This is a genomic window from Chitinophaga solisilvae (genome assembly GCF_009928525.1).
Taxonomy (GTDB): Bacteria; Bacteroidota; Bacteroidia; order Chitinophagales; family Chitinophagaceae; genus Chitinophaga; species Chitinophaga solisilvae.
The window spans coordinates 279,501-299,238 of the sequence record NZ_JAABOK010000003.1; the positions used below are offsets into that span (position 1 = coordinate 279,501).

Sequence of the window (19,738 nt, forward strand, 5' to 3'; positions counted from 1 at the left end):
AAATATTGAATTATGAAAAAGTATCTCTGGCCGTCTGTAAAATTAACTGTTCTCCTCCTGGTATTACTGGGAGGCCTGTATCCGCTGTTCCTCTCTGCTGTAGCCAAAATGGCCCCGGGAAAAGGCGATGGTGTAACGGTAACGGCTAATGGAAAAGTTGTAGGGTATGAAAATATAGGCCAAAAATTCACAGAAGATAAATACTTTTGGTCCCGCCCCAGCACTGCAGATTACAATGCTGCCGGCTCCGGCGGCTCCAACAAAGCCGCTGGCAATGAAGATTACCTGAAAGTTGTTCAGGAGAGAATAGATACCTTCATGGCCCATAATCCCGGCGTGAAAAAACAGGATATCCCGGCGGAACTGGTAACAGCTTCTGCCAGCGGACTTGACCCCAACCTCTCTCCTGCAGCCGCCTATGTGCAAATTGCCCGTGTTGCCAAAGCAAGAGGTATCAGCGAAGAAAAAGTAAAACAGATAGTGGACGCCGGCATAGAACGCCCTGTACTTGGCCTGTTTGGCCCTGCCACCGTAAATGTATTAAAACTGAATGTCACTTTGGATAAGTAAAACAACCACCTAACCTATCATCAGAATGAAGAAAATTTTATTGCTGGCAGGCCTGCTGGCCGCAGCGGTTACCCTTTTTGCACAGGACGTAACAAAGGAAAAAGAAGACAAGAATAAAGGTAAACTCACTATCTCCGGTTATGCAGAAGCCTATTACAGCTACGATATGAATCAGCCGCAGGACCATACCAAACCAGGGTTCATCTATAACCACAACAGGCACAATGAGCTGAACCTGAACCTGGCCCTGCTGAAAGCCAACTATACCGCAGACCGTGTAAGAGCTAACGTAGCCCTGATGGCGGGCACCTATGCACAGTATAACCTGGCTGCCGAACCCAGTGTACTGCAGCATGTGTATGAAGCCAACGTAGGTATCCGGGTAGGAAAAAATGTATGGATAGACGCCGGTATCATGCCCGCGCATATCGGCTTCGAGAGCGCCATCGGGAAAGACTGCTATACGCTGACCCGCAGCCTCGCCGCCGAAAACTCCCCTTACTACGAAACCGGCGCCAAAGTAACCTGGACGCCTAACGACAAATGGACGTTCGCAGTGATGTACCTCAACGGATGGCAGCGTATCAAACGTGTGGATGGCAATCAGACGCCCAACTTCGGCACGCAGATCTCCTTTAAGCCTTCCGCAAAAGTATTCCTGAACTGGAGCACCTATGTAGGTAACGATATGCCTGACAGCGTGCGCGCCATGCGCTATTTTAACAACCTTTATGGTACCTTTAATATCACAGAGAAATTCAGCCTGATTGCCGGTATCGACTACGGCTTACAACAAAAGGCAAAAGGTAAAAGCGACCTGTATAACTGGTATACTCCGGTCATCATCGGCCGCTATGCCTTTACAGACAAATTTGCCATGGCCGGAAGAGTGGAACACTATAACGATAAAGACGGCGTTATCATCGGAACCGGTACCCCCAACGGCTTTCAGACTACAGGATATTCACTCAACATGGATTTTACACCGGTAAATAATGTGATGTTCAGGATAGAAGGAAAGATGTTCGACGGAAAAGATAAAACATTCCAGAAAGGCGCTGACCTCAAAAATACCAATACCAGCATCACTGCATCGCTGGCAGTATGGTTCTGATAAAACATGACAGAGAAAGAACATACCGTGCAACATTACCTGCAGCTGGCAAACCGCGGCGGCAGAGGTAAATTTAAAATCTATATCGGCATGAGCGCCGGCGTAGGTAAAACCTACCGTATGCTGCAGGAAGCGCATGCCATGCTCCGCAATGGTGTTAATATCCAGATCGGTTATATAGAAACTCACGGGCGTGTGGAAACGCACGCCCTGCTGGACGGCCTGCCTGCTATTCCCCGCAGGCAGGTCTTCTATAAAGGCAAGCGCCTGGAAGAGATGGACCTCAGCGCCATTCTCCTGCTGTCGCCGGATTGGGTGGTGGTGGATGAACTGGCGCATACCAACATCCCCGGCTCCAAAAATGAAAAGCGCTGGCAGGATGTGGTAGACCTCCTCAATGCAGGCATTAACGTGATTTCCGCGGTAAACATCCAGCATATCGAGAGTATCAATGCTGAAGTAAAACATATCACCGGCATAGAGGTAAAGGAACGTATACCCGACAGCGTACTGCATATGGCAGACGAAGTGGTGAACATTGACCTCACCGCCGATGAACTGATTACCCGCCTGAAAGAAGGGAAAATCTACGATCAGTCAAAAGTGGAAACAGCCCTGCGGAATTTCTTTCAGGCAGATAAAATACTGCAGCTGCGGGAGCTGGCACTGAAAGAAGTAACCACGCAGGTAGAACGGAAAGTAGAAACAGAAGTGCCGCGCAGCCAGCAGATGCGCCACGAAAATTTTCTCGCCTGTATCTCCTCCAACGATGAAGTAGCCCGCAAGGTAATCCGGAAAACGGCCCGCCTGGCCGCCTATTATCATGCGGACTGGTACGTTTTGTACGTGCAGACACCCCGTGAAAGCGTTGACAAAATTCCGCTGGCAGCCCAACGCCACCTGATCAATAACCTCAAACTAGCCACAGAACTGGGCGCAGAAGTTATCCAGGAACAACATACCAACATATCAGCAGCTATCATTAACATTGCATTGGAAAAACGGATTACCACCGTATGTATCGGGAAGCCGCACATCAGCCTCTTCCGGATCATACTGCGGACTAACCTGTTTAACCAGCTGCTGAAAACACTTTCATCCAACGATATTGATCTTATTATACTATCATAATTATGTTCAGGTTAAAAACCAAGATTACATTAGGGGTTCTTTTCCTTTATATCATGCTGCTGATAGTAAGTGTGCTGGGGTATTATTACCTGAACAGGCTGAATCAGAAAGCGAAAGTTATTCTGAAGGACAACTATGAGTCCATAGAATATTCCAAAGACATGCTGGTAGCGCTGGAACAGCTGCCAGTAAACCGGACTGCCGCCCTGCAGCTGTTTGAGGCAAGCCTCCATAAACAGGAAGCCAACGTAACAGAACGCGGAGAAAGAGCCGCCACCGTGGAAGTAAGCCTGATATATGACCGCCTCCGGAAAGATTCCCTTAGCTCCGCCGCCAATGTAGCCGCTATCAAGAAAGGAATCTTTACCATTATGGACCTCAATATGTCGGCCATCGTCGGTAAAAATGAACTGGTGAAGAAAACGGCAGACAATGCGCTGTTATATATTGCGATCATCAGCGGAGTATGCTTCCTGTTGGGATTTACCTTTGTCTATAATTTCCCCGGTTACATCGCCAATCCTATCCAGGCCCTGACGGCAGCTATCAAAAGTATTGCGGACAAGGAATACAGCAAACGGCTGCATTTCAAAACCGGCGATGAGTTCGGCGAACTCGCTGCAGCCTTCAATACCATGGCTCAGCGCCTGGATGATTATGAACACAGCAGCCTGGCGCGTATTACCTTTGAAAAACAACGCGCCGAAGCTGTCATCAGCAGCCTGAAAGATGCTACCATTGGCTTTGATGTGAATAATACCATTCTGTTTGCCAACACCCAGGCATTGCAATTGCTGAATATTCCGGAGAAGGAATTGCTGGGCCAGCCGGCAGAAGAAGCTGCCCGGCAGAATGATCTGCTGCAGTTCCTGATCAATAACCGGGAAACAGCCCCCCTGAAAATTGTGGTAGACGGCAAGGAGTGTTTCTTCACCAAAGAGGTAGTAGACATACAGCACGAAGACAAGCGTATAGGCTATGTGGTGATATTGAAAAATATTACCTCCTTCAAGGAGCTGGACCTGGCCAAGACCCATTTTATTGCTACTATCTCCCATGAACTGAAGACTCCCCTCGCCTCTTCAGACTTCAGCATTAAACTGCTGGAAGATGAACGTACCGGGCAGTTAAATCCGGAGCAGAAAGAGCTGGTAGACAGTATGAAGCAGGACAACCGCCGCATGATCAAGATCGTGAGCGAGCTGCTGGACCTGTCGCAGGTAGAAAGCGGGAATATACAGCTGCAGCCGCAGCCGGTGGCCGCGCAGAACATTGTGCAGTATGCGCTGGATACCGTGCAGAAACAGGCCGCGCAGCGGGAAATTACCATACGCCACACCCTGCCGGACCAGCTACCGCCGGTACTGGCCGATGTAGAGAAAACAGCCTGGGTGCTGGTGAACCTGCTGACCAACGCAATCCGCTACTCGGCAGTAAATACTGCTATCGATATAATGGTGACGCCTACAGGTACCAATATGCTGTCGTTTACTGTACGTGATTACGGAAAGGGCATTCCTGCCGCCTTCCGGGAAAAAATATTTGAACGTTTCTTCCAGGTGCCGGGGCTGAAAGGCCATAAGGGCAGCGGTCTCGGACTGGCTATCTCCAAGGAGTTCATTGAAGCGCAGGGTGGTGTTATCGGTGTAACAAGTGAAGAGGGCAAAGGAAGTCAGTTTTATTTCACTTTGCCCATTGCCTCCTGATTATATGCATTGCGCTATATGCGCCTCTATATCCGGTTTGTGGCGGATGAAGAGTTCATTTATTTTTGCCGCTTTCCTGGGAATATCATCCATGTCACGGTTAAATTTCACGCTTCGGTTGATATCGTGCGCCAGTTGTACGGCTTCATGCATCCTGACGAATCCCAGGTTACCTTTGAGCTGATGCGCCAGTCCGGCGGCTTCTTCCCAGTTTTGTCCGTCCACGGCTTTCAATAGTTTGTCTATATATTCGGGCATACTGGTGATCAGTTCCATGAGTAAGATTTTTACTTCATCTTCCGGTACTACCTCATGAATAAATTCAAAGCTGATGGGTGGCAGGTTTTCTTCCTGCTCCGGAGCGGGTTGTGGGTGCGGGTTTCCGCCGTTTCCGAATTGCTGCGCCGGTTCCGGTGCTGATGGCGGTTCGGGGGGAATATCTCCGGTACTGCATTGGATTTTTTTGAAGAGGTCATCCTTCTGATATGGTTTGGAGATGTAATCATTCATCCCTGCCTGCAGGCAACGTTCTCTTTCGCCTTCGATGGCGGAGGCGGTAACGGCGATGACAGGGGTGGTAATACCATGGCTCCTGATGGTACGGGTGGTTTCATAGCCATCCATACCGGGCATTTGTAGATCCATAATGATACAGTTGTATGTTTTTACGCGTAACAATTCCAGTGCTGTTTTACCATTTTCCACAACGTCAACTGCAGCGCCGCCGCTGGTGAGCGTATAGTAGGCTACCTGCTGGTTGATACTATTGTCTTCCACTACCAGCAGGGTTTTGCCGAGTAGCGGTTTATGCTGTGATGCTGCAGTAGGCGCTTTCTTTGATGTTTTGGGTGGGAAGGGATTTTTGGTAAAAGGAATTTCTACATAGAAAGTGGAACCTTTTCCCGGCGTGCTGTTCAGCTGTAAGGTGCCCTGCTGGAGGGAGATGAGTTCCTTGCAGATGGCCAGTCCCAGGCCGGTGCCACCGAATTCGCGGCTGTTACTGTTATGTGTCTGGGAGAAGCTCTCGAAGACCAGGTGCTGCTTGCCGGCGGGGATACCAATACCGGTATCTTTCACCTCAAATCCTACCCGGATGCGGGAGTTGTCTTTATCAGCCGCTGCCAGTGTAACCGTGAGGGTGATAGCGCCCTGATGTGTGAATTTGATAGCGTTTTCAATAAGGTTAATCAGTACCTGGTTGAGCCGTACTTCATCGCCCAGCAGATGAGGCGGTATGGCCGGGGAAATCTGAACGTTGAACGAGAGTCCTTTTTCACGGGCCTGCAGCATCAGGGGGAATACGGTGCTGTTGATGACATCGTGAATATGGAAAGGGGCATTTTCCAGGTGTAGTTTGCCGGCTTTTATTTTAGAGAAGTCCAGGATTTCGTTGATGATCACCAGCAGGTTGGAGGCCGACCGGGTGATGGCGTCCAGGTATTTGGCCTGCCGGGGGGTAAGTGATTCTTCTTCCATGAGCAGTTGTGTCATACCTACGATTCCGTTCATGGGCGTACGTATTTCGTGGCTCATATTGGCGAGGAATATCTCCTGGCTTTGTTTGGCATCTTCTGCTTTTTCGCGGGCAGCTTTTTCCTGCTGCAGGTAATTCATTTTTTCTGTCAGGTCCTGCCCGATGCAGCAGATGCCTATCATTTCGTTATCAGCGTTGCGCAGCGGGAATTTGGTGAGCAGGAAGTGGTAGGTTTTTCCGTCCACCACAAAGGTTTCTTCCAGTTTTTCCTTAGCACCGGTAGCCTGTACGCGCTTATCCATCTCCGCGTAGCGGGAGATCCATTCGTAATCCAGTTCTTCGTCTGTTCTGCCGATAATTTCTTCTTTCTGTATCTGCATTATTTCCATGAATCTGTTGTTAACCAGCAGATATCTGCCGGGCATATCCTTTACAAACATCATGGACGGCATATAATCGAGAATGGCTTCCATCCTGTGTTGCAGGTAATGGATGCTTTCATCCTGGCGGCGTTCCTTATCAATATCCTTTACGATACACTGAAATTCCTTTACCGTTCCGTCATCGGAAGTAGTGACGAAGGCAAGTTGTTCCACCCATTTTTTGTCGCCCGCCCTGGTAATGATTTCGAACTGTATGGAGGAGTAGTCTTCATTATTTTGCAGCTGGTTGAGGTAAAATGCCTGCAGCCGGTCAAATTCATGTTCTTCCAGGAATATGGAAAAGTGTTTGCCGATCAGGGATTGGCTGGAATAGCCGGTAATATCTGCAGCGCGCTGGCTGACATACGTAAAGATGCCGTTGGTATTGGCTTTAAAGATGACGGGTTCTGCTTCTTCCGCCAGTCTTTTAAAGGATTGTTCGCTTTTTTGCATGCGATGGGCCCAGTCTCTGAACCCGATGAGGGTTCTGAAGATCAGCCGGGTTTCCCCGATAAAGAGGGTGAGGGTCAACAGGCAGATGACGAGGGCGGCCCAGAAGGAGTACCGGGTATATATCAGTGATTTGGAGATGTATTGATTGATATGATCGCGTTCCACCTGGATATAGCTTTCCGTGAGCCGTTTCAGGGAGTCGCTGAGGCTTTGGCTGGCGTTGCCGGAAATGATGGCGCCGGCTGTTGCGGGCGGAGACAGTACTACCTGCCGGAAGATGGCGGTTTTGGCGGTAATGAGTTGCTGTAGAACGGGGAATTTCTTTTGCTGGAGTACATCGGGGGCTGATTGCTGTTGCAGCAGCTGCATGGTGATGTTGATACTGTCCATGAGCGGCTGTGGCAGGCGTAATGGGTTGGCGCCGCGCAGCAGCCCGTCTTTCAGTCCGGCGGTGATTTTATCATCCAGTCTGACCAGTGTGTTGACCTGGCTAACGGTCTGCCTGGCATTCTGAACGAGGCTGGCTGCGTCTCTGGTTCGTTTCTCCACCATCCAGGCATAGAATATGAATCCAATGAGCGCCATCAGTAATGCCATAACCAGGATAATAACGGCGTGTTCGATTTTTTTCATGTTGATGCTAAGGTTTCACAAGACGCGGTTTGAGACTTTGGCGATAACATTCCATAAATACTTAACAGTTATTTTGATGATGCGGGTTATTATTCCGCGGAAGCATTTGCTTTCCTGAAATTAAGGATTATTTATGCCAAATCGGTCATTCTTCTTGTACATATTGGCGGTACGATCATGTAAAGATTATGGGTATCAATTTGACTTTTTATGTAACTTTCCCGCCAGTAGGTATATCAGGAAAATCATGTTTTGCAATATTTTAACCAATTCTTTTACAATCATTCCAATATATTTGCCTAATATTCTTTTTCCTAAGTATTAAGTATTTTATGAAAAAAATAATTTTTACCCTTGGTCTGATAGCTGTTTCTATCGGCGTTTTTGCACAGGATGGCGGTTCTCCGATGAACAAGGCAGTTAACAGGGCCACCCATTCCAGGGATTTTCTGATGATTCAGTTATCCTATGATGGCTGGGCCGGAGCTCCGGATAGTATTAAAACGGGCTTTAACAGGGGCTTTAATATTGCACTGATGTATGATTTCCCGTTTAAGAAATCTCCGTTCAGTGTGGCTGCGGGTCTGGGTATCAGCACCAGCGGCGTTTACCTGAAAGATCATACTTTCGATATTTCCGGCAGGGTAAACCCTACCACGCCTACCTTCCCGGCCAGCAGTGCCTACAAAAAGTATAAGGTGGCCACTACTTACCTGGAAATTCCTATTGAGATACGTTACCGCAGCGTACCCGACAATGCCAATAAAGGCTTCAAAGCTGCGCTGGGTCTGAAAGTGGGCGCGCTGGTAAACGCTCATACCAAAGGTAAAAACACTACTCCTAACGGTAAGAACTTTGACAAGGACCTGAACAAAAACTTTTTTAATCCGTGGCGCTTTTCCGCTACTGCCCGTGTAGGTTACGGTAACTTCGCCCTTTTCGGCGCATACTCCCTGAACGCGATGCTGAAAGATAACAGCAGCATGGATATCAGACCCTACCAGATTGGTATCTGCCTCAGTGGTCTATAATTTTATTATTTAGCTATTTGAGATTTTGAATAAATAGAGAAGCCCCCTGAGCACTTCAGGGGGCTTCTCTATTTATTCAAAATCTCAAATAGCTAAATAATAAAATTTAATTGGTTATTCGCCCTGGAAGGCGGGTTTGCGTTTTTCGAGGAAGGCGGTGATGCCTTCTTTGTTATCGGCGGAGTTGCCCGCTATTTCCTGGCAGTAGGCTTCGTAGTCGAGGGTGGCGTCGAGGCTTTCTGTCATGCCTTTGGTCAGCATTTTTTTCATGAGGGCGATGGCTTTCGTAGGGGCGGCGGCGTAATAGGCGGCTTCCTCCTGAACGGCGGCGTCCAGCGCGTCTGCAGGTACTACTTTGTTGACCAGTCCCATTTGCAGGGCTTCGGCAGCCGATACTTTGGAGGCTTTTGTTGCCAGCTCAAAGGCGCGGTGGTAGCCTACTGTACGGGGCAGGAAATAGGAAGAGCCGGAATCCAGTACCAGTGCTATATTTACGAATATCTCAATCATGGTAGCTGCTTCGCTGGCAATAATCATATCGCAGGCCAGCGCCAGCGAGCATCCAGCGCCGGCAGCCACGCCGTTAAGCCGGCATATCACCGGCTTGGGCATATTGCGGATGGCCCGTATAATAGGATTATAACGTTTATGCAGTGATTCGCTGAGGTTACGCTTACCTGCCTCCATAGACGCTTTCAGGTCCTGGCCGCTGCTAAAGGCCTTCCCTGCACCGGTTAATACCACTACCCTCACGGATTTGTCCCGCTCCACCTGCTTCAGCGCATCCTGTAACTCATAGCTGAGCGCATCATTAAAGGCATTATATACTTCGGGTCTGTTTAAGGTAATGGTAGCAATACCATTGGCGGAATCCAAGGTTAAAGAGGTAAACATATGTTATCAGGTTTAATTACGAATTACAAATTACGAATTACGAATGAGGAACCCATTTTGATCAGGCAGGAATTGGAATTAATTATGAATTATGAATTATGAATTATGAGTTAAAGCGAAGATCAGCGTGGATCATATCAGTTGTTCAACCGCGCTGATCTTCGCTTTAACTCATAATTCATAACTCATAATTCATAATTAATTCCAATTCCTGCCTGATCAAAATGGGTTCCTCATTCGTAATTCGCAATTCGTAATTCGTAATTCCCATTAAAGCGTTTCTTTGAGCCAGGAGAAAAACTCTCTTTGCCAAACGATGGCGTTCTGGGGTTTCAGTACCCAGTGGTTTTCTTCGGGGAAGTAGAGCAGTTTGCTTTTGATGCCTTTGAGCTGAGCCAGCTGGAAGGCCTGGAGGCCTTGTTCGATGGGAACACGGAAGTCTATACCACCCTGGATGATGAGGATGGGGGTATTCCATTTATTGGCGTGTTCGCTGGGATTGAACTGGCTGTAGGATTTAGCGTTGGCCGGATCCCAGTAGGCGCCTATATCCCAGTTGGCGAACCACAGTTCTTCGGTGGTGCCGTACCAGCTTTTGAGATCAAAGAGGCCATCGTGGGCGATGAAGGTTTTGAAGCGGTTTTCGTGAACCCCGGCCAGCATGTAAACGGAGTATCCGCCGTAGCTGGCGCCTATAGCGCCGAGGCGTTGTTTGTCCACATAGCTTTCTTTGCTCACATCGTCAATAGCTGCGAGGTAGTCGCGGATGGGTTGTCCGCCCCAGTCCTTGCTGATGGAAGCGTTCCATTCTACGCCGTGGCCGGGCATTCCTCTCCGGTTGGGCGCCACCACGATATAGCCCTGGTTGGCCATCAGCTGGAAGTTCCAGCGGTAGGAGTAGAACTGGGATAATGCGGACTGAGGGCCGCCCTGGCAGTACAGCAGGGTAGGATATTTTTTAGCCGGATCGAAGTCAGGCGGAAATATCACCCAGGTAAGCATTTCCTTGCCGTCGCTGGTTTTTACCCAGCGTTTTTCCACTTTGCAGGAGCCGATTTTATCGTAGGTTTCTTTATTGACGTTTGTGAGGGGTTGTACGGCGCCTTTCAGGAGGTCTACTGTAAATATTTCCGCAGCGTGATTCATGTCGGTGCGGGTAACCACCATGGTGTTGCCGGTCTGAGCTACCATGCTGCTGATATCGAAGTCGCCGCTGGTGATCTGACGTATATGCTTGTCCGTAGTCTGCGCCGGATCTTTCTGCAGGGCTATTTCCAGCAGTTGTTCGGTACCTTTTACTACGGCGAGGAAGAATATTTTTTTACCATCGTTGCTGAATCGTACAGCGGAGGCGGTACCATCCCAGGATTTGGTGAGATTGGTTTTTACGCCGGTGGTGCGGTTGAGGAGGATGATATCGTTTTTGTCTGCCTCGAAGCCATCGTGGGCCATGCTGAGCCAGGAGATAAATTTGCCGTCGTTGCTGAAGGCGGGAGCCATATCGTATCCCATCATGCCTTCGGAGAGGTTACGGGTGGTTTTGGCTGCCAGGTCGTATTCGTAGATGTCGGTGTTGGTGCTGACAGCATAATCCTTACCGTATTTTTTCTTGCATACGTATACGATACTTTTGCCGTCCTGGCTCCAGATCATGTCTTCCGCACCGCCGTGAGGCATCTGGGGGCAGTCGTATGGCTCATCTGCCATAATATCTACGGGAGTGCCTATTTCCCCGTTGGTGTAGGTGGCATAGAATACGTGGGAGAAGTTACCATCTTCCCAGGTATCCCAGTGGCGGTAGTTCAGGTTGTCGTAGATCTGGACGTTTGATTTGGGCAGGTCTGTGTAGTGGTCGCTGCCGGAAATTTTTTTGATCTTCACTTCTCTGGAAAACAGGATATGTTTACCATCCGGGGAGATGCGGATGTTTTGCATATCGCCGGCGCCTTTGGTTTTCTGTACCGCGTCGGAGCCGTCGGCATTCATTTCCCACCACTGGCCTTTGAGGGAGAAGCCAATCCGGTTGCCGGGGAGGATGGCTACATCGCCTTCTCCGCCGGGAGTCCGGGTGAGTTGCTGGGATTGTCCGCCGGTCAATGGTACTACAAAGAGATTCTTCTCACTTTTGTTATCTGCCATGTTAACACGGGAAACGCCGTAGATAACGGATTTACCGTCTGCCGTTACCGCTTCGCCGCTCACTCTTCCCAGCTGCCAGAGCAGTTCGGGAGTCATCTTTTCCTGGGCTGATGCCATAGTTGAAATTAATAATCCTGTCAGTAAAAATGGTTTATACATGATTTGCTGCATTGTTTTGGATCGTATAAATGTAGGAATAAAATGGCCAGTGTAAACAGCGGGATGGGATTTAATCCTGCTTTGGTCAAATTCAAGTATTTTTGCATCAAATTTTGAGAAACATTGATTGAAAAGAAACAAGTAGTTCAAAAAGAGGAAAAGGCGGTCATCGTAGGCGTTATTACGAAGGACCAGACAGAGCGGCAGGTGCAGGAGTTCCTGGACGAACTGGTATTCCTGGCTGAAACTGCCGGGGCCACCACTCTGAAGCGTTTTACCCAAAAGCTGTCGCACCCTGACAGGGCCACATTTGTAGGCAAGGGCAAGCTGGAAGAAATACATCAGTATATAGCCGGAAGAGATATATCGCTGGTCATCTTCGATGATGAGCTGACCGGTTCGCAGATAGCGAATATAGAAAAGGTGCTGAAGGTAAAAGTGATAGACCGCAGTGACCTGATCCTGGATATTTTTGCCCGCCGTGCCCGTACAGCGCAGGCCAAGGTGCAGGTAGAGCTGGCGCAGTACCAGTATATTCTGCCTCGTCTGCGTGGTATGTGGAGTCACCTGGAACGCCAGGGGGGCGGTATCGGTAGCAGGGGCCCCGGTGAAACGGAGATTGAAACGGACCGCCGTATCGTAAAGGACAAAATTGCCCTGTTACGTAAGCGGCTGGCGGAGATTGACAAACAGTCGCTGACCCAGCGAAAGGAACGCGGTGAATTTATCCGTGTAGCGTTGGTAGGATATACCAACGTAGGTAAGAGCACCATCATGAATATGCTCAGCAAGAGCGAAGTATTTGCAGAAAACAAACTGTTTGCTACGCTGGATACCACTACCCGTAAGGTAGTATTTGAGCAGACGCCCTTCCTGCTCAGCGATACGGTAGGATTCATCCGCAAGCTGCCGCACCACCTGGTGGAGAGCTTCAAATCCACGCTGGATGAAGTCCGCGAGAGCGATATTCTTTTGCATGTGGTAGATATTTCCCATCCGCAGTATGAAGAGCAGATAGAAGTGGTTAACCGCACCCTGCAGGAGCTGAAAGCCTTTGAAAAGCCAACGATTATGGTCTTCAATAAGATGGACCTGTACGAAGCCAGCACCTTTGACAAATGGCTGGAAGAGGATGTCAAAAAAGATATTCTCGACTCTCTCAAACAGAACTGGGATGTGAAAACACAGGGTAATACCGTGTTCATCGCCGCGCTGGAAAAGAGGAATGTGGAAGAACTGCGTAAAACCATTATGGATAAGGTTAGCCAGCTGTATAAGGAGCGTTATCCTTATAAAACAGAATTCTTCTACTGATGGCAAAAGAATACTCCTGGTATAAACTGGACGAAGGATACCTGCCGCTTGCCGAAAACACCATCCGGGTGCAGGAGGTAAACGGCAAAAAGATATGCTGTGCCCTGCATCAGGGCCAGCTTTTTGCTTTCGCCTATAAATGTCCGCATGCCGGCGGTATCATGGCCGATGGGTTCATAGATGCGGCCGGTAATGTGATTTGTCCGCTGCACCGTTACAAGTTCAGTATGAAGAACGGCTACAACTGCAGCGGGGAGGGTTATTATCTGAAGACCTATCCCATAGAGCAAAGGGAAGACGGCCCCTACGTAGGGATGGAAAAGAGCGGGTGGCTGTGGTAGGTTTATTTAATTGTTAAATAGGCCGGTACAAGGTTAACACATCACCGGATGCAGTAACTTTTACCCATGTTAGTCACACCTACAACTGCAAAACCTTTTGCCTTCACGGAAAAGCAGATCTGGCTTTTCTTCGTTTCACTATTGGTATTATTACAGTTCAGTGCCCTGCAGGTGCCCATCCTGGAGCCTGACGGCGCTTTGTATGCCGGCATTGCCAAAACCATGGTGCAGCAGCATGACTACCTGAACCTGTATGCAGATGGTCATGAATGGCTGGATAAGCCTCATTTTCCTTTCTGGATGACCGCGCTGAGCTTTCAGCTGTTTGGGTTTCATACCTGGTCCTACAAGCTGCCTGCCATCCTTTTTCTGCTCATGGGCGCCTGGTATACCTACCGGTTTGCCCTGGCCCTGTATGGCGAAACCGTTGCGCGATGGAGTGTTTGCATACTGCTGACTGCAGAGCATCTGGTGATTTCCAACAATGACGTGCGTGCAGAACCCTATCTGACGGGGCTGATTATAGCTGCAGTCTATCATTTTTACCGCAGCCTGTTACCCCGTATGGGCATGATGCACCTGGTAGCGGGCGCTATTTTTACCGCCTGTGCAGTCATGACCAAAGGCATATTTGCGCTGGTGCCTGTAGGCGCCGCTATTGGCGGGCACCTGGCATTTACGGGGCAGTGGAAAGCGGTATTCTCCTGGAAATGGCTGCTGGCGGGGATATTGACGGCCCTGTTCATCACGCCGGAATTATATGCGCTGTATCGTCAGTTTGATATGCACCCGGAGAAGACAGTATTCGGTACCTCGCATGTTTCGGGGTTACGGTTTTTCTTCTGGGACAGCCAATTCGGACGCTTTATGAACACCGGGCCTATCAAGGGTTCCGGCGATCCGTTCTTTTTCTTTCATACGTTGTTATGGGCATTTCTGCCCTGGCCGGTGATGTTGTATGCTGCCATATTCATCTTCATAAAAAAGTGGAAGCAGCAACCGGAGTATTACTGCATCTGCGGGGCGCTGGCTACCTTCCTGCTCTTTTCCCTGTCCCGGTTCCAGCTGCCGCATTATCTAAACATCATCTTTCCTTTCTTCGCCATACTTACAGCAAAATATATCTTGTCTTTACAAACTGCCGGGGAGCTGAAATTTTTCCGGGTAACGCAGTACGTGATAATTTTCCTGCTGGCTATCGCCGGGGTGGTGATAGACCTGTTATATAAGCCAGCAATGGGTTACGCCTGGCTGATACCCGCTGCCGCCCTGATTGTATTGTACCTGCTGCTGCATTACTGGCTGGATAAAAACACGCGGGAAGCGGTGTTTTATCGCACTGCGGCGGTCAGCATATTACTGAATCTGTACGTGAATACTATCTTGTATCCTGATATGATGCAGTACCAGAGCGGAAGCCAGGCTGCATTGTATGCCAATGCCACGTTGCCGGAAACGCCGGTGAGCATGTATAATACCAACACCTACTCCTTTGAATTTTACCTGCATGCTCCGGTAACGCGTACCGACAGTGCGCGGGAAGGGGTATTGCTGACGACGCCGGAACATTTGCCTGCCTTGCAGCAGGAGGGCTATAGCTATACCCTGCTGCAGTCCTTTCCCAACTTTTATGTGAGCAAATTAGATCTTCCTTTTGTGCGTAAAGCGACGCGTAACAGTACGTTAGGAGAAAGAATGCTGATCCGGGTAAAAAAAGTTATTCCGTAAAACCAGCTGTGGTGGCTGGTTTTAGGAATGATTCAAAAAATTTTTAAAAAAAGTTGAAATAAGATTTTGCAAAAATGAAAATTTACCTATTTTTGCAATCCCAAATCGAACAAACGATACGGGCAACACTCCTCCTTAGCTCAGTTGGTTAGAGCATCTGACTGTTAATCAGAGGGTCGCTGGTTCAAGTCCAGCAGGGGGAGCAACTACGAAACCCCGCACCATGCGGGGTTTCTTTTTTAATATCTCTCTCTATGCTTTTAGCATTTTTCCCAAAACGGAACAATTTCCGGAACAAAAAAATGCTTATCATGAAAATTCTTCTCAATTCATGTTACCGCACACGCACAGAAATTAAAGTCTACCCCAAAAGCTGGAATACTACCAGAGCATCTATGACAAAAAAGAAATACCAACTCTACTTTATTACAGCATAATCATTATCTAAACTTTTGAGCCTACCTTATTACGGTTTACCGTAAAAGTTATTTGTAAGACCTTTTTACTTTGGATTGGAATACAAGGTGTTATTTTATTAACTCTCCAATCAATTTAACAATGGAAACAATAATTTCTTCAAATCCATTTGTTGCTCCATTTATGGAAGATATTAATGGAATTAATTTTACAATGGTAAAATTGAAGCTACAAGAGCCTCCTTATGAAGGGTATGGCTGGTCTGCAGCTCAAGCGGACAACGCAGAAATTGAATATAAGAGATTTCTGGCGCTGAAAAGAAAATACCCGGAAAAGGATATTGTACCGCACAGAGATGTTGATCTTTTCTGGCATCAGCACATTCTTGATACAAAGAAATATGCGGAAGATTGTGAAGCAATATTTGGGTTTTTGTTGCATCATTATCCTTACTTCGGAATGAATGGGCCGGAAGATGAACAGAAGTTGATTAATGCATTTGAGGAAACGAAGAATCTTTACGCTGAAACATTCAATGTCGAGTATCTCGCAAAGCCAACAAAACCCAAACGATGTCTTGCCCCTAAGTGCAGAACTCAGTGTAAACCTGTAAAATGTAAATAGTTCTTCAGCTTTTATTAAAGCTAAAGGGTTAATAACTATTCGGTAGGAGTAAAAAGCTTGCAATACTGCAAGCTTTTTAGATATGTTATATTTCTATCAAGCTGAAACATGATTTTTAATATCAACTTCCGTATCTCTTAAAGGCCTAAGTTCAGCAAACACGAATTTATCTTCAAATTCAAAAAGCAGCCCTATAAAGGAAATTCCTGATATTGTCATGATTTTTTCTATAGCCTGTATCTTAAATATAGCCTCTCCCATTTGAAGCGGCAGGTATATGTAACTACCAGCAGTAATAGAACCTTCAACAACTTTTCCTACAAGGATTCCCTTTTAATCTTCATGTCTATGTTTAAAAGTATCAGTGATCTTAAATTTTCCAATTGTATTCATATTTCTTTAGGTTGCTATTAAAGCAGACAGTCTATTAAAGCAGACAGTCTATTAAAGTTTTTTTCTACCTGAGAAGTATGCTAAAAATCAAGAAGGCCGCACAAGCGGCCTTCTTGATTTTTAGCGGAATAATTCCCTACTCCCCTCCTACTATCTCCATCAGTTTTGAATAATCACTGATAACATCATACTTCACTTTATCATGTGCTATCTTCGTATTAATAGCTTCAAAGTACTTACGCGCACATTTTATCTTCGCATCTTCAATACCTCTCAATTCCAGCGATGACATGGAGCCTTTGGTTTCTGCCACGAAGTAGATATGCCTGACAGCGCCTGTCACAAATGATATGGCCCAATCCGGATTATAATCTCCGACAGGGGTGGGAATGAGAAATTTGCCGGGCAGCTTCGCATAAACAACTACTTCATCGCTCGCATCCAGCTCTTCTGCGAAGTCGCGCTCTACCTTGGAGTCGGTTATGGCAAAATCGTAAACATGCTTTTTAAGCCGTTTGGTGGCCTTCGAGAAATCCTTTTTAGACCTGTCTGCTGTAAATATGCTTACATCATGTGTCCCGGCTATTTCGTCATAGGACAGGTGTTCAATAATAAGCGTTGCCTTTTGTTCCTGAATGAGGCGGGAGGCCTCCGCGATAAAATGCTCCGGGTTCTTTTTAAACTGACTGAACACAATGGGATCTATCTCTGTCAGAATTGCTGCTATCGTTTTGCGGGTGAGCTGCACATTTTCTGCGATCTTCCCCAGCAGGTCATAGGTAACGGCTGAGTGCACCGAAGCGCTCAGACTACCCGTTACAGTGCCTTTGGTTTCAAATGTTTCTCCCTGCTTTAGTTGCGTATCGGTAATATGGGTACCCTGTATACCTGCCTGCACAGTATATTGAAGGGGCGTTACACGGAGATCTGCATTCAGCGTTTTAATACAGTTTTTAACCAGTTCTGCGGCATCGAAGCCTACGCGGTATACCGCGCGCCGGTTAATGCGCTTCCACAGTTCCTGGAACTCTTTTTTGCTGAAGCTGTCTTCGTTCAACGGATTTACCTTCGATGTACGGTCATCATCTACTTCCGGAAGCTGATTTTCATTGAATACGCTGTCAACGAGTTTGAAAACCTGTTCCGCATGGGGCGCGAGTTCTGCCGGCAATGGCGCTAATGCGGCGTCTTTCTGTGCCGTGTAATAGGCTTCTGTGATCTGGTCTGCGTCATCGGTATAATCATGCTTCAGCAGATACTTGTAAATCTGCTTCGCCATGGCAGCGGTGATTTCCATCGTTCCGGAGGCGGTCTGAATCACTTTGCCGGTGAAATACGCTTCGTCTGCTTTGCGCGGACGGGCAGAAAGCGATTCACTGATTTCTTTCTGCAGGTTGCGGACAAACTCTTTATAGCTTTCACTGGCAATGACGGTCAGCACATTTATATCGTGAACAATGGCCGGATCATCAATACGGTCGCCGTGCTGGTTCACACACAAACGCAGGCCACGCCCCACTTCCTGACGACGTGAAATGGTATTGTCGCTATGTTTCAGCATACACATGACGAACACATTCGGATTATCCCAGCCCTCTCTTAAAGCAGAGTGGGAAAAGATAAAACGGACAGGCTCCTCAAAAGACAACAGTTTGGCCTTGTCTCTCAGGATAAGGTCATAGGCATCTACATCGTCGGACTGCCCCGCCGATTCCCCGCGTGTTACCACGCCCGGATCGGTCAGGCGTTTGGTTTTTTTATCAATCGAGAAATAGCCATTATGAATACTCCTGGCATCAAATCCTTTCAGGTAATGATGATAGGCTGCTTCCTGTTCGCTGAATACCATTTCAGCCAGGACTTCATTTTTCAGCGCTTCGTATTCTTCTTCGAAAATGCGGGCGTATTCCCCTCTTTCATCAGATCGGGTATAATCCCGGTATTTAACAACTTCATCGATGAAGAACAAGGACAGGACCTTAATGCCTTCCGCGAAAAGCTTTCTCTCTTTTTCAAGATGTACCTTGATGGTTTCCCTGATCTGAATACGACGGATGGCGGTTTCTGTTACGTCGCCGGTAGCATCGCCTACCATCAGTATGGCGCCGTTGATAAATTCTATGGTGTCTCTGCCGGCATCTACCTGCGAAACTACATAACCTTTGTATTGATCAAGTCCGTTGGAGAGATCAAATAAATCATCCCCTCTGCCGAGGCGTTTCACCACCCGTTTAATAGCGCCGCTTTGCAGTTTGATCTCCATTTCTACCCTTGCCACCGGCGCCTGCCTGGACACTTCAATGGACTCCAGGTATAAATAGGCATTCGTACCTGCCAGCCCTTTGACGGTGATGCCACGTACGCCGATCTTCTTCACGAGTTTCTGATTGTAGGCATCCAGTGCATCCAGGCGGTGAACTTTGTTATAGGTGGTTTTGTGTGTGGCAGAATAGCGAAGAAGCATCAGCGGCTTAAACTTCGGCAATGCGTCTGTAGTGGCCTTGCCTTCCATCTTTTGCGGTTCGTCCAGAATCAGGATAGGACGATTACTGGCAATAACGTCAATAGGTCTGCGCGACTGAAAATCATCCAGCTCAGCATTAATACGGAGGTTTTCCGCACTTTTGGCATTGAATGCCTGTATGTTGATGATCATCACATTGATGCCGCCATCAGATGAGTAGCTTTCAAGATGATGAAGCTGTTTGGAATTGTAGATAAAGAACCGTGCCTTTTTACCGTAGCTTTCGCTGAAATGTTCTGCCGTATTTTTAAAAGACTGGTGAACACCTTCCCGGATAGCAATGCTCGGCACCATAATGATGAACTTGTTCCAGCCGTAACGCTTGTTCATCTCGAAGATGGTCTTGATATAGCAATACGTCTTTCCCGTTCCGGTCTCCATTTCCACGTCCAGGTTGATCCTGATGTCTTTACCGGATACCAGCTGCTCCGAAAGGGGTAGGTTCTGCCGCTTTTGAATATCCAGGATATTCCTGATAAGCTGTGCGTCTGATAACTGGATATCTGCATTGCGAAACCCGGTCTCAAATTCCAGACGGGCCTGGGCCTGCTTCCCCGGATCCAGACGAAAACTGGCATTGGTGATAAGGGGCTGCCCTGCAAAGCAATCCACTACCGACTCAACGGCATTAGTCTGATACGGCTGAACTTTGAATTTAAGTTTCATCGGCG

The 19,738-nt window shown here is 47.8% G+C and carries 13 protein-coding genes and 1 tRNA gene; 10 read left to right on the forward strand and 4 right to left on the reverse strand.

Going from position 1 to position 19,738, the window contains the following annotated elements:
• Positions 1-12 precede the first annotated feature (12 nt).
• From GWG06_RS07150 to GWG06_RS07165, 4 genes are read left to right on the forward strand one after another with little or no spacing between them, the layout of a single operon-like run.
• Positions 13-570 (forward strand): K(+)-transporting ATPase subunit C, encoded by a 558-nt coding sequence (locus tag GWG06_RS07150; RefSeq protein ID WP_160712263.1) that lies wholly within the window; start codon positions 13-15, stop codon positions 568-570.
• A 25-nt stretch (positions 571-595) separates the two neighbouring features.
• Positions 596-1,684, forward strand: coding sequence for a porin (locus tag GWG06_RS07155; protein ID WP_160712265.1), 1,089 nt, complete (start codon positions 596-598; stop codon positions 1,682-1,684).
• Between the two features lie 6 nt (positions 1,685-1,690).
• Positions 1,691-2,815 carry a sensor protein KdpD gene (locus tag GWG06_RS07160; protein ID WP_160712267.1) on the forward strand — a complete coding sequence of 375 codons (1,125 nt, stop codon included), beginning with the start codon at positions 1,691-1,693 and terminating at the stop codon, positions 2,813-2,815.
• A gap of 53 nt (positions 2,816-2,868) precedes the next feature.
• Entirely contained in the window at positions 2,869-4,521 is a 1,653-nt protein-coding gene (locus tag GWG06_RS07165) for a sensor histidine kinase (RefSeq protein ID WP_235938191.1), read from the forward strand.
• Here the strand turns inward: GWG06_RS07165 and GWG06_RS07170 are convergent, their stop codons facing one another.
• Positions 4,522-7,503, reverse strand: a complete 2,982-nt coding sequence (locus GWG06_RS07170; RefSeq protein WP_160712269.1) for a hybrid sensor histidine kinase/response regulator — start codon at positions 7,501-7,503, stop codon at positions 4,522-4,524.
• Between the two features lie 332 nt (positions 7,504-7,835).
• On the opposite strand from GWG06_RS07170, the gene GWG06_RS07175 reads away from it, so the two are divergent.
• Positions 7,836-8,534, forward strand: a complete 699-nt coding sequence (locus GWG06_RS07175; protein WP_127034784.1) for a porin family protein — start codon at positions 7,836-7,838, stop codon at positions 8,532-8,534.
• Between the two features lie 114 nt (positions 8,535-8,648).
• Here GWG06_RS07175 and GWG06_RS07180 read toward each other — a convergent pair whose 3' ends face one another.
• Both GWG06_RS07180 and GWG06_RS07185 read right to left on the reverse strand, forming a co-directional pair.
• Positions 8,649-9,428, reverse strand: a complete 780-nt coding sequence (locus GWG06_RS07180; RefSeq protein WP_160712271.1) for an enoyl-CoA hydratase-related protein — start codon at positions 9,426-9,428, stop codon at positions 8,649-8,651.
• Positions 9,429-9,698: 270 nt separating this feature from the next.
• Positions 9,699-11,684, reverse strand: a complete 1,986-nt coding sequence (locus tag GWG06_RS07185; RefSeq protein ID WP_235938193.1) for a S9 family peptidase — start codon at positions 11,682-11,684, stop codon at positions 9,699-9,701.
• A gap of 165 nt (positions 11,685-11,849) precedes the next feature.
• On the opposite strand from GWG06_RS07185, the gene hflX reads away from it, so the two are divergent.
• The 5 genes from hflX (at position 11,850) to GWG06_RS07210 (ending at position 16,150) form a co-directional block, all read left to right on the forward strand.
• Positions 11,850-13,040 carry a GTPase HflX gene (gene hflX / locus GWG06_RS07190; protein ID WP_127042703.1) on the forward strand — a complete coding sequence of 397 codons (1,191 nt, stop codon included), beginning with the start codon at positions 11,850-11,852 and terminating at the stop codon, positions 13,038-13,040.
• Positions 13,040-13,381 carry a Rieske (2Fe-2S) protein gene (locus GWG06_RS07195; protein WP_127042705.1) on the forward strand — a complete coding sequence of 114 codons (342 nt, stop codon included), beginning with the start codon at positions 13,040-13,042 and terminating at the stop codon, positions 13,379-13,381. The genes hflX and GWG06_RS07195 overlap by 1 nt, the downstream gene beginning before the upstream one ends.
• A gap of 66 nt (positions 13,382-13,447) precedes the next feature.
• Positions 13,448-15,109, forward strand: coding sequence for an ArnT family glycosyltransferase (locus GWG06_RS07200; RefSeq protein ID WP_160712275.1), 1,662 nt, complete (start codon positions 13,448-13,450; stop codon positions 15,107-15,109).
• 129 nt (positions 15,110-15,238) lie between these two features.
• A tRNA-Asn gene (locus GWG06_RS07205) sits at positions 15,239-15,312 on the forward strand.
• A 355-nt stretch (positions 15,313-15,667) separates the two neighbouring features.
• On the forward strand, positions 15,668-16,150 hold the full coding sequence (locus tag GWG06_RS07210; protein ID WP_202182971.1) for a glycine-rich domain-containing protein: 483 nt from the start codon (positions 15,668-15,670) through the stop codon (positions 16,148-16,150).
• 529 nt (positions 16,151-16,679) lie between these two features.
• On the opposite strand, the gene GWG06_RS07215 is transcribed toward GWG06_RS07210, so the two are convergent.
• Positions 16,680-19,733 carry a type III restriction-modification system endonuclease gene (locus GWG06_RS07215; RefSeq protein ID WP_160712277.1) on the reverse strand — a complete coding sequence of 1,018 codons (3,054 nt, stop codon included), beginning with the start codon at positions 19,731-19,733 and terminating at the stop codon, positions 16,680-16,682.
• Positions 19,734-19,738: the final 5 nt, after the last annotated feature.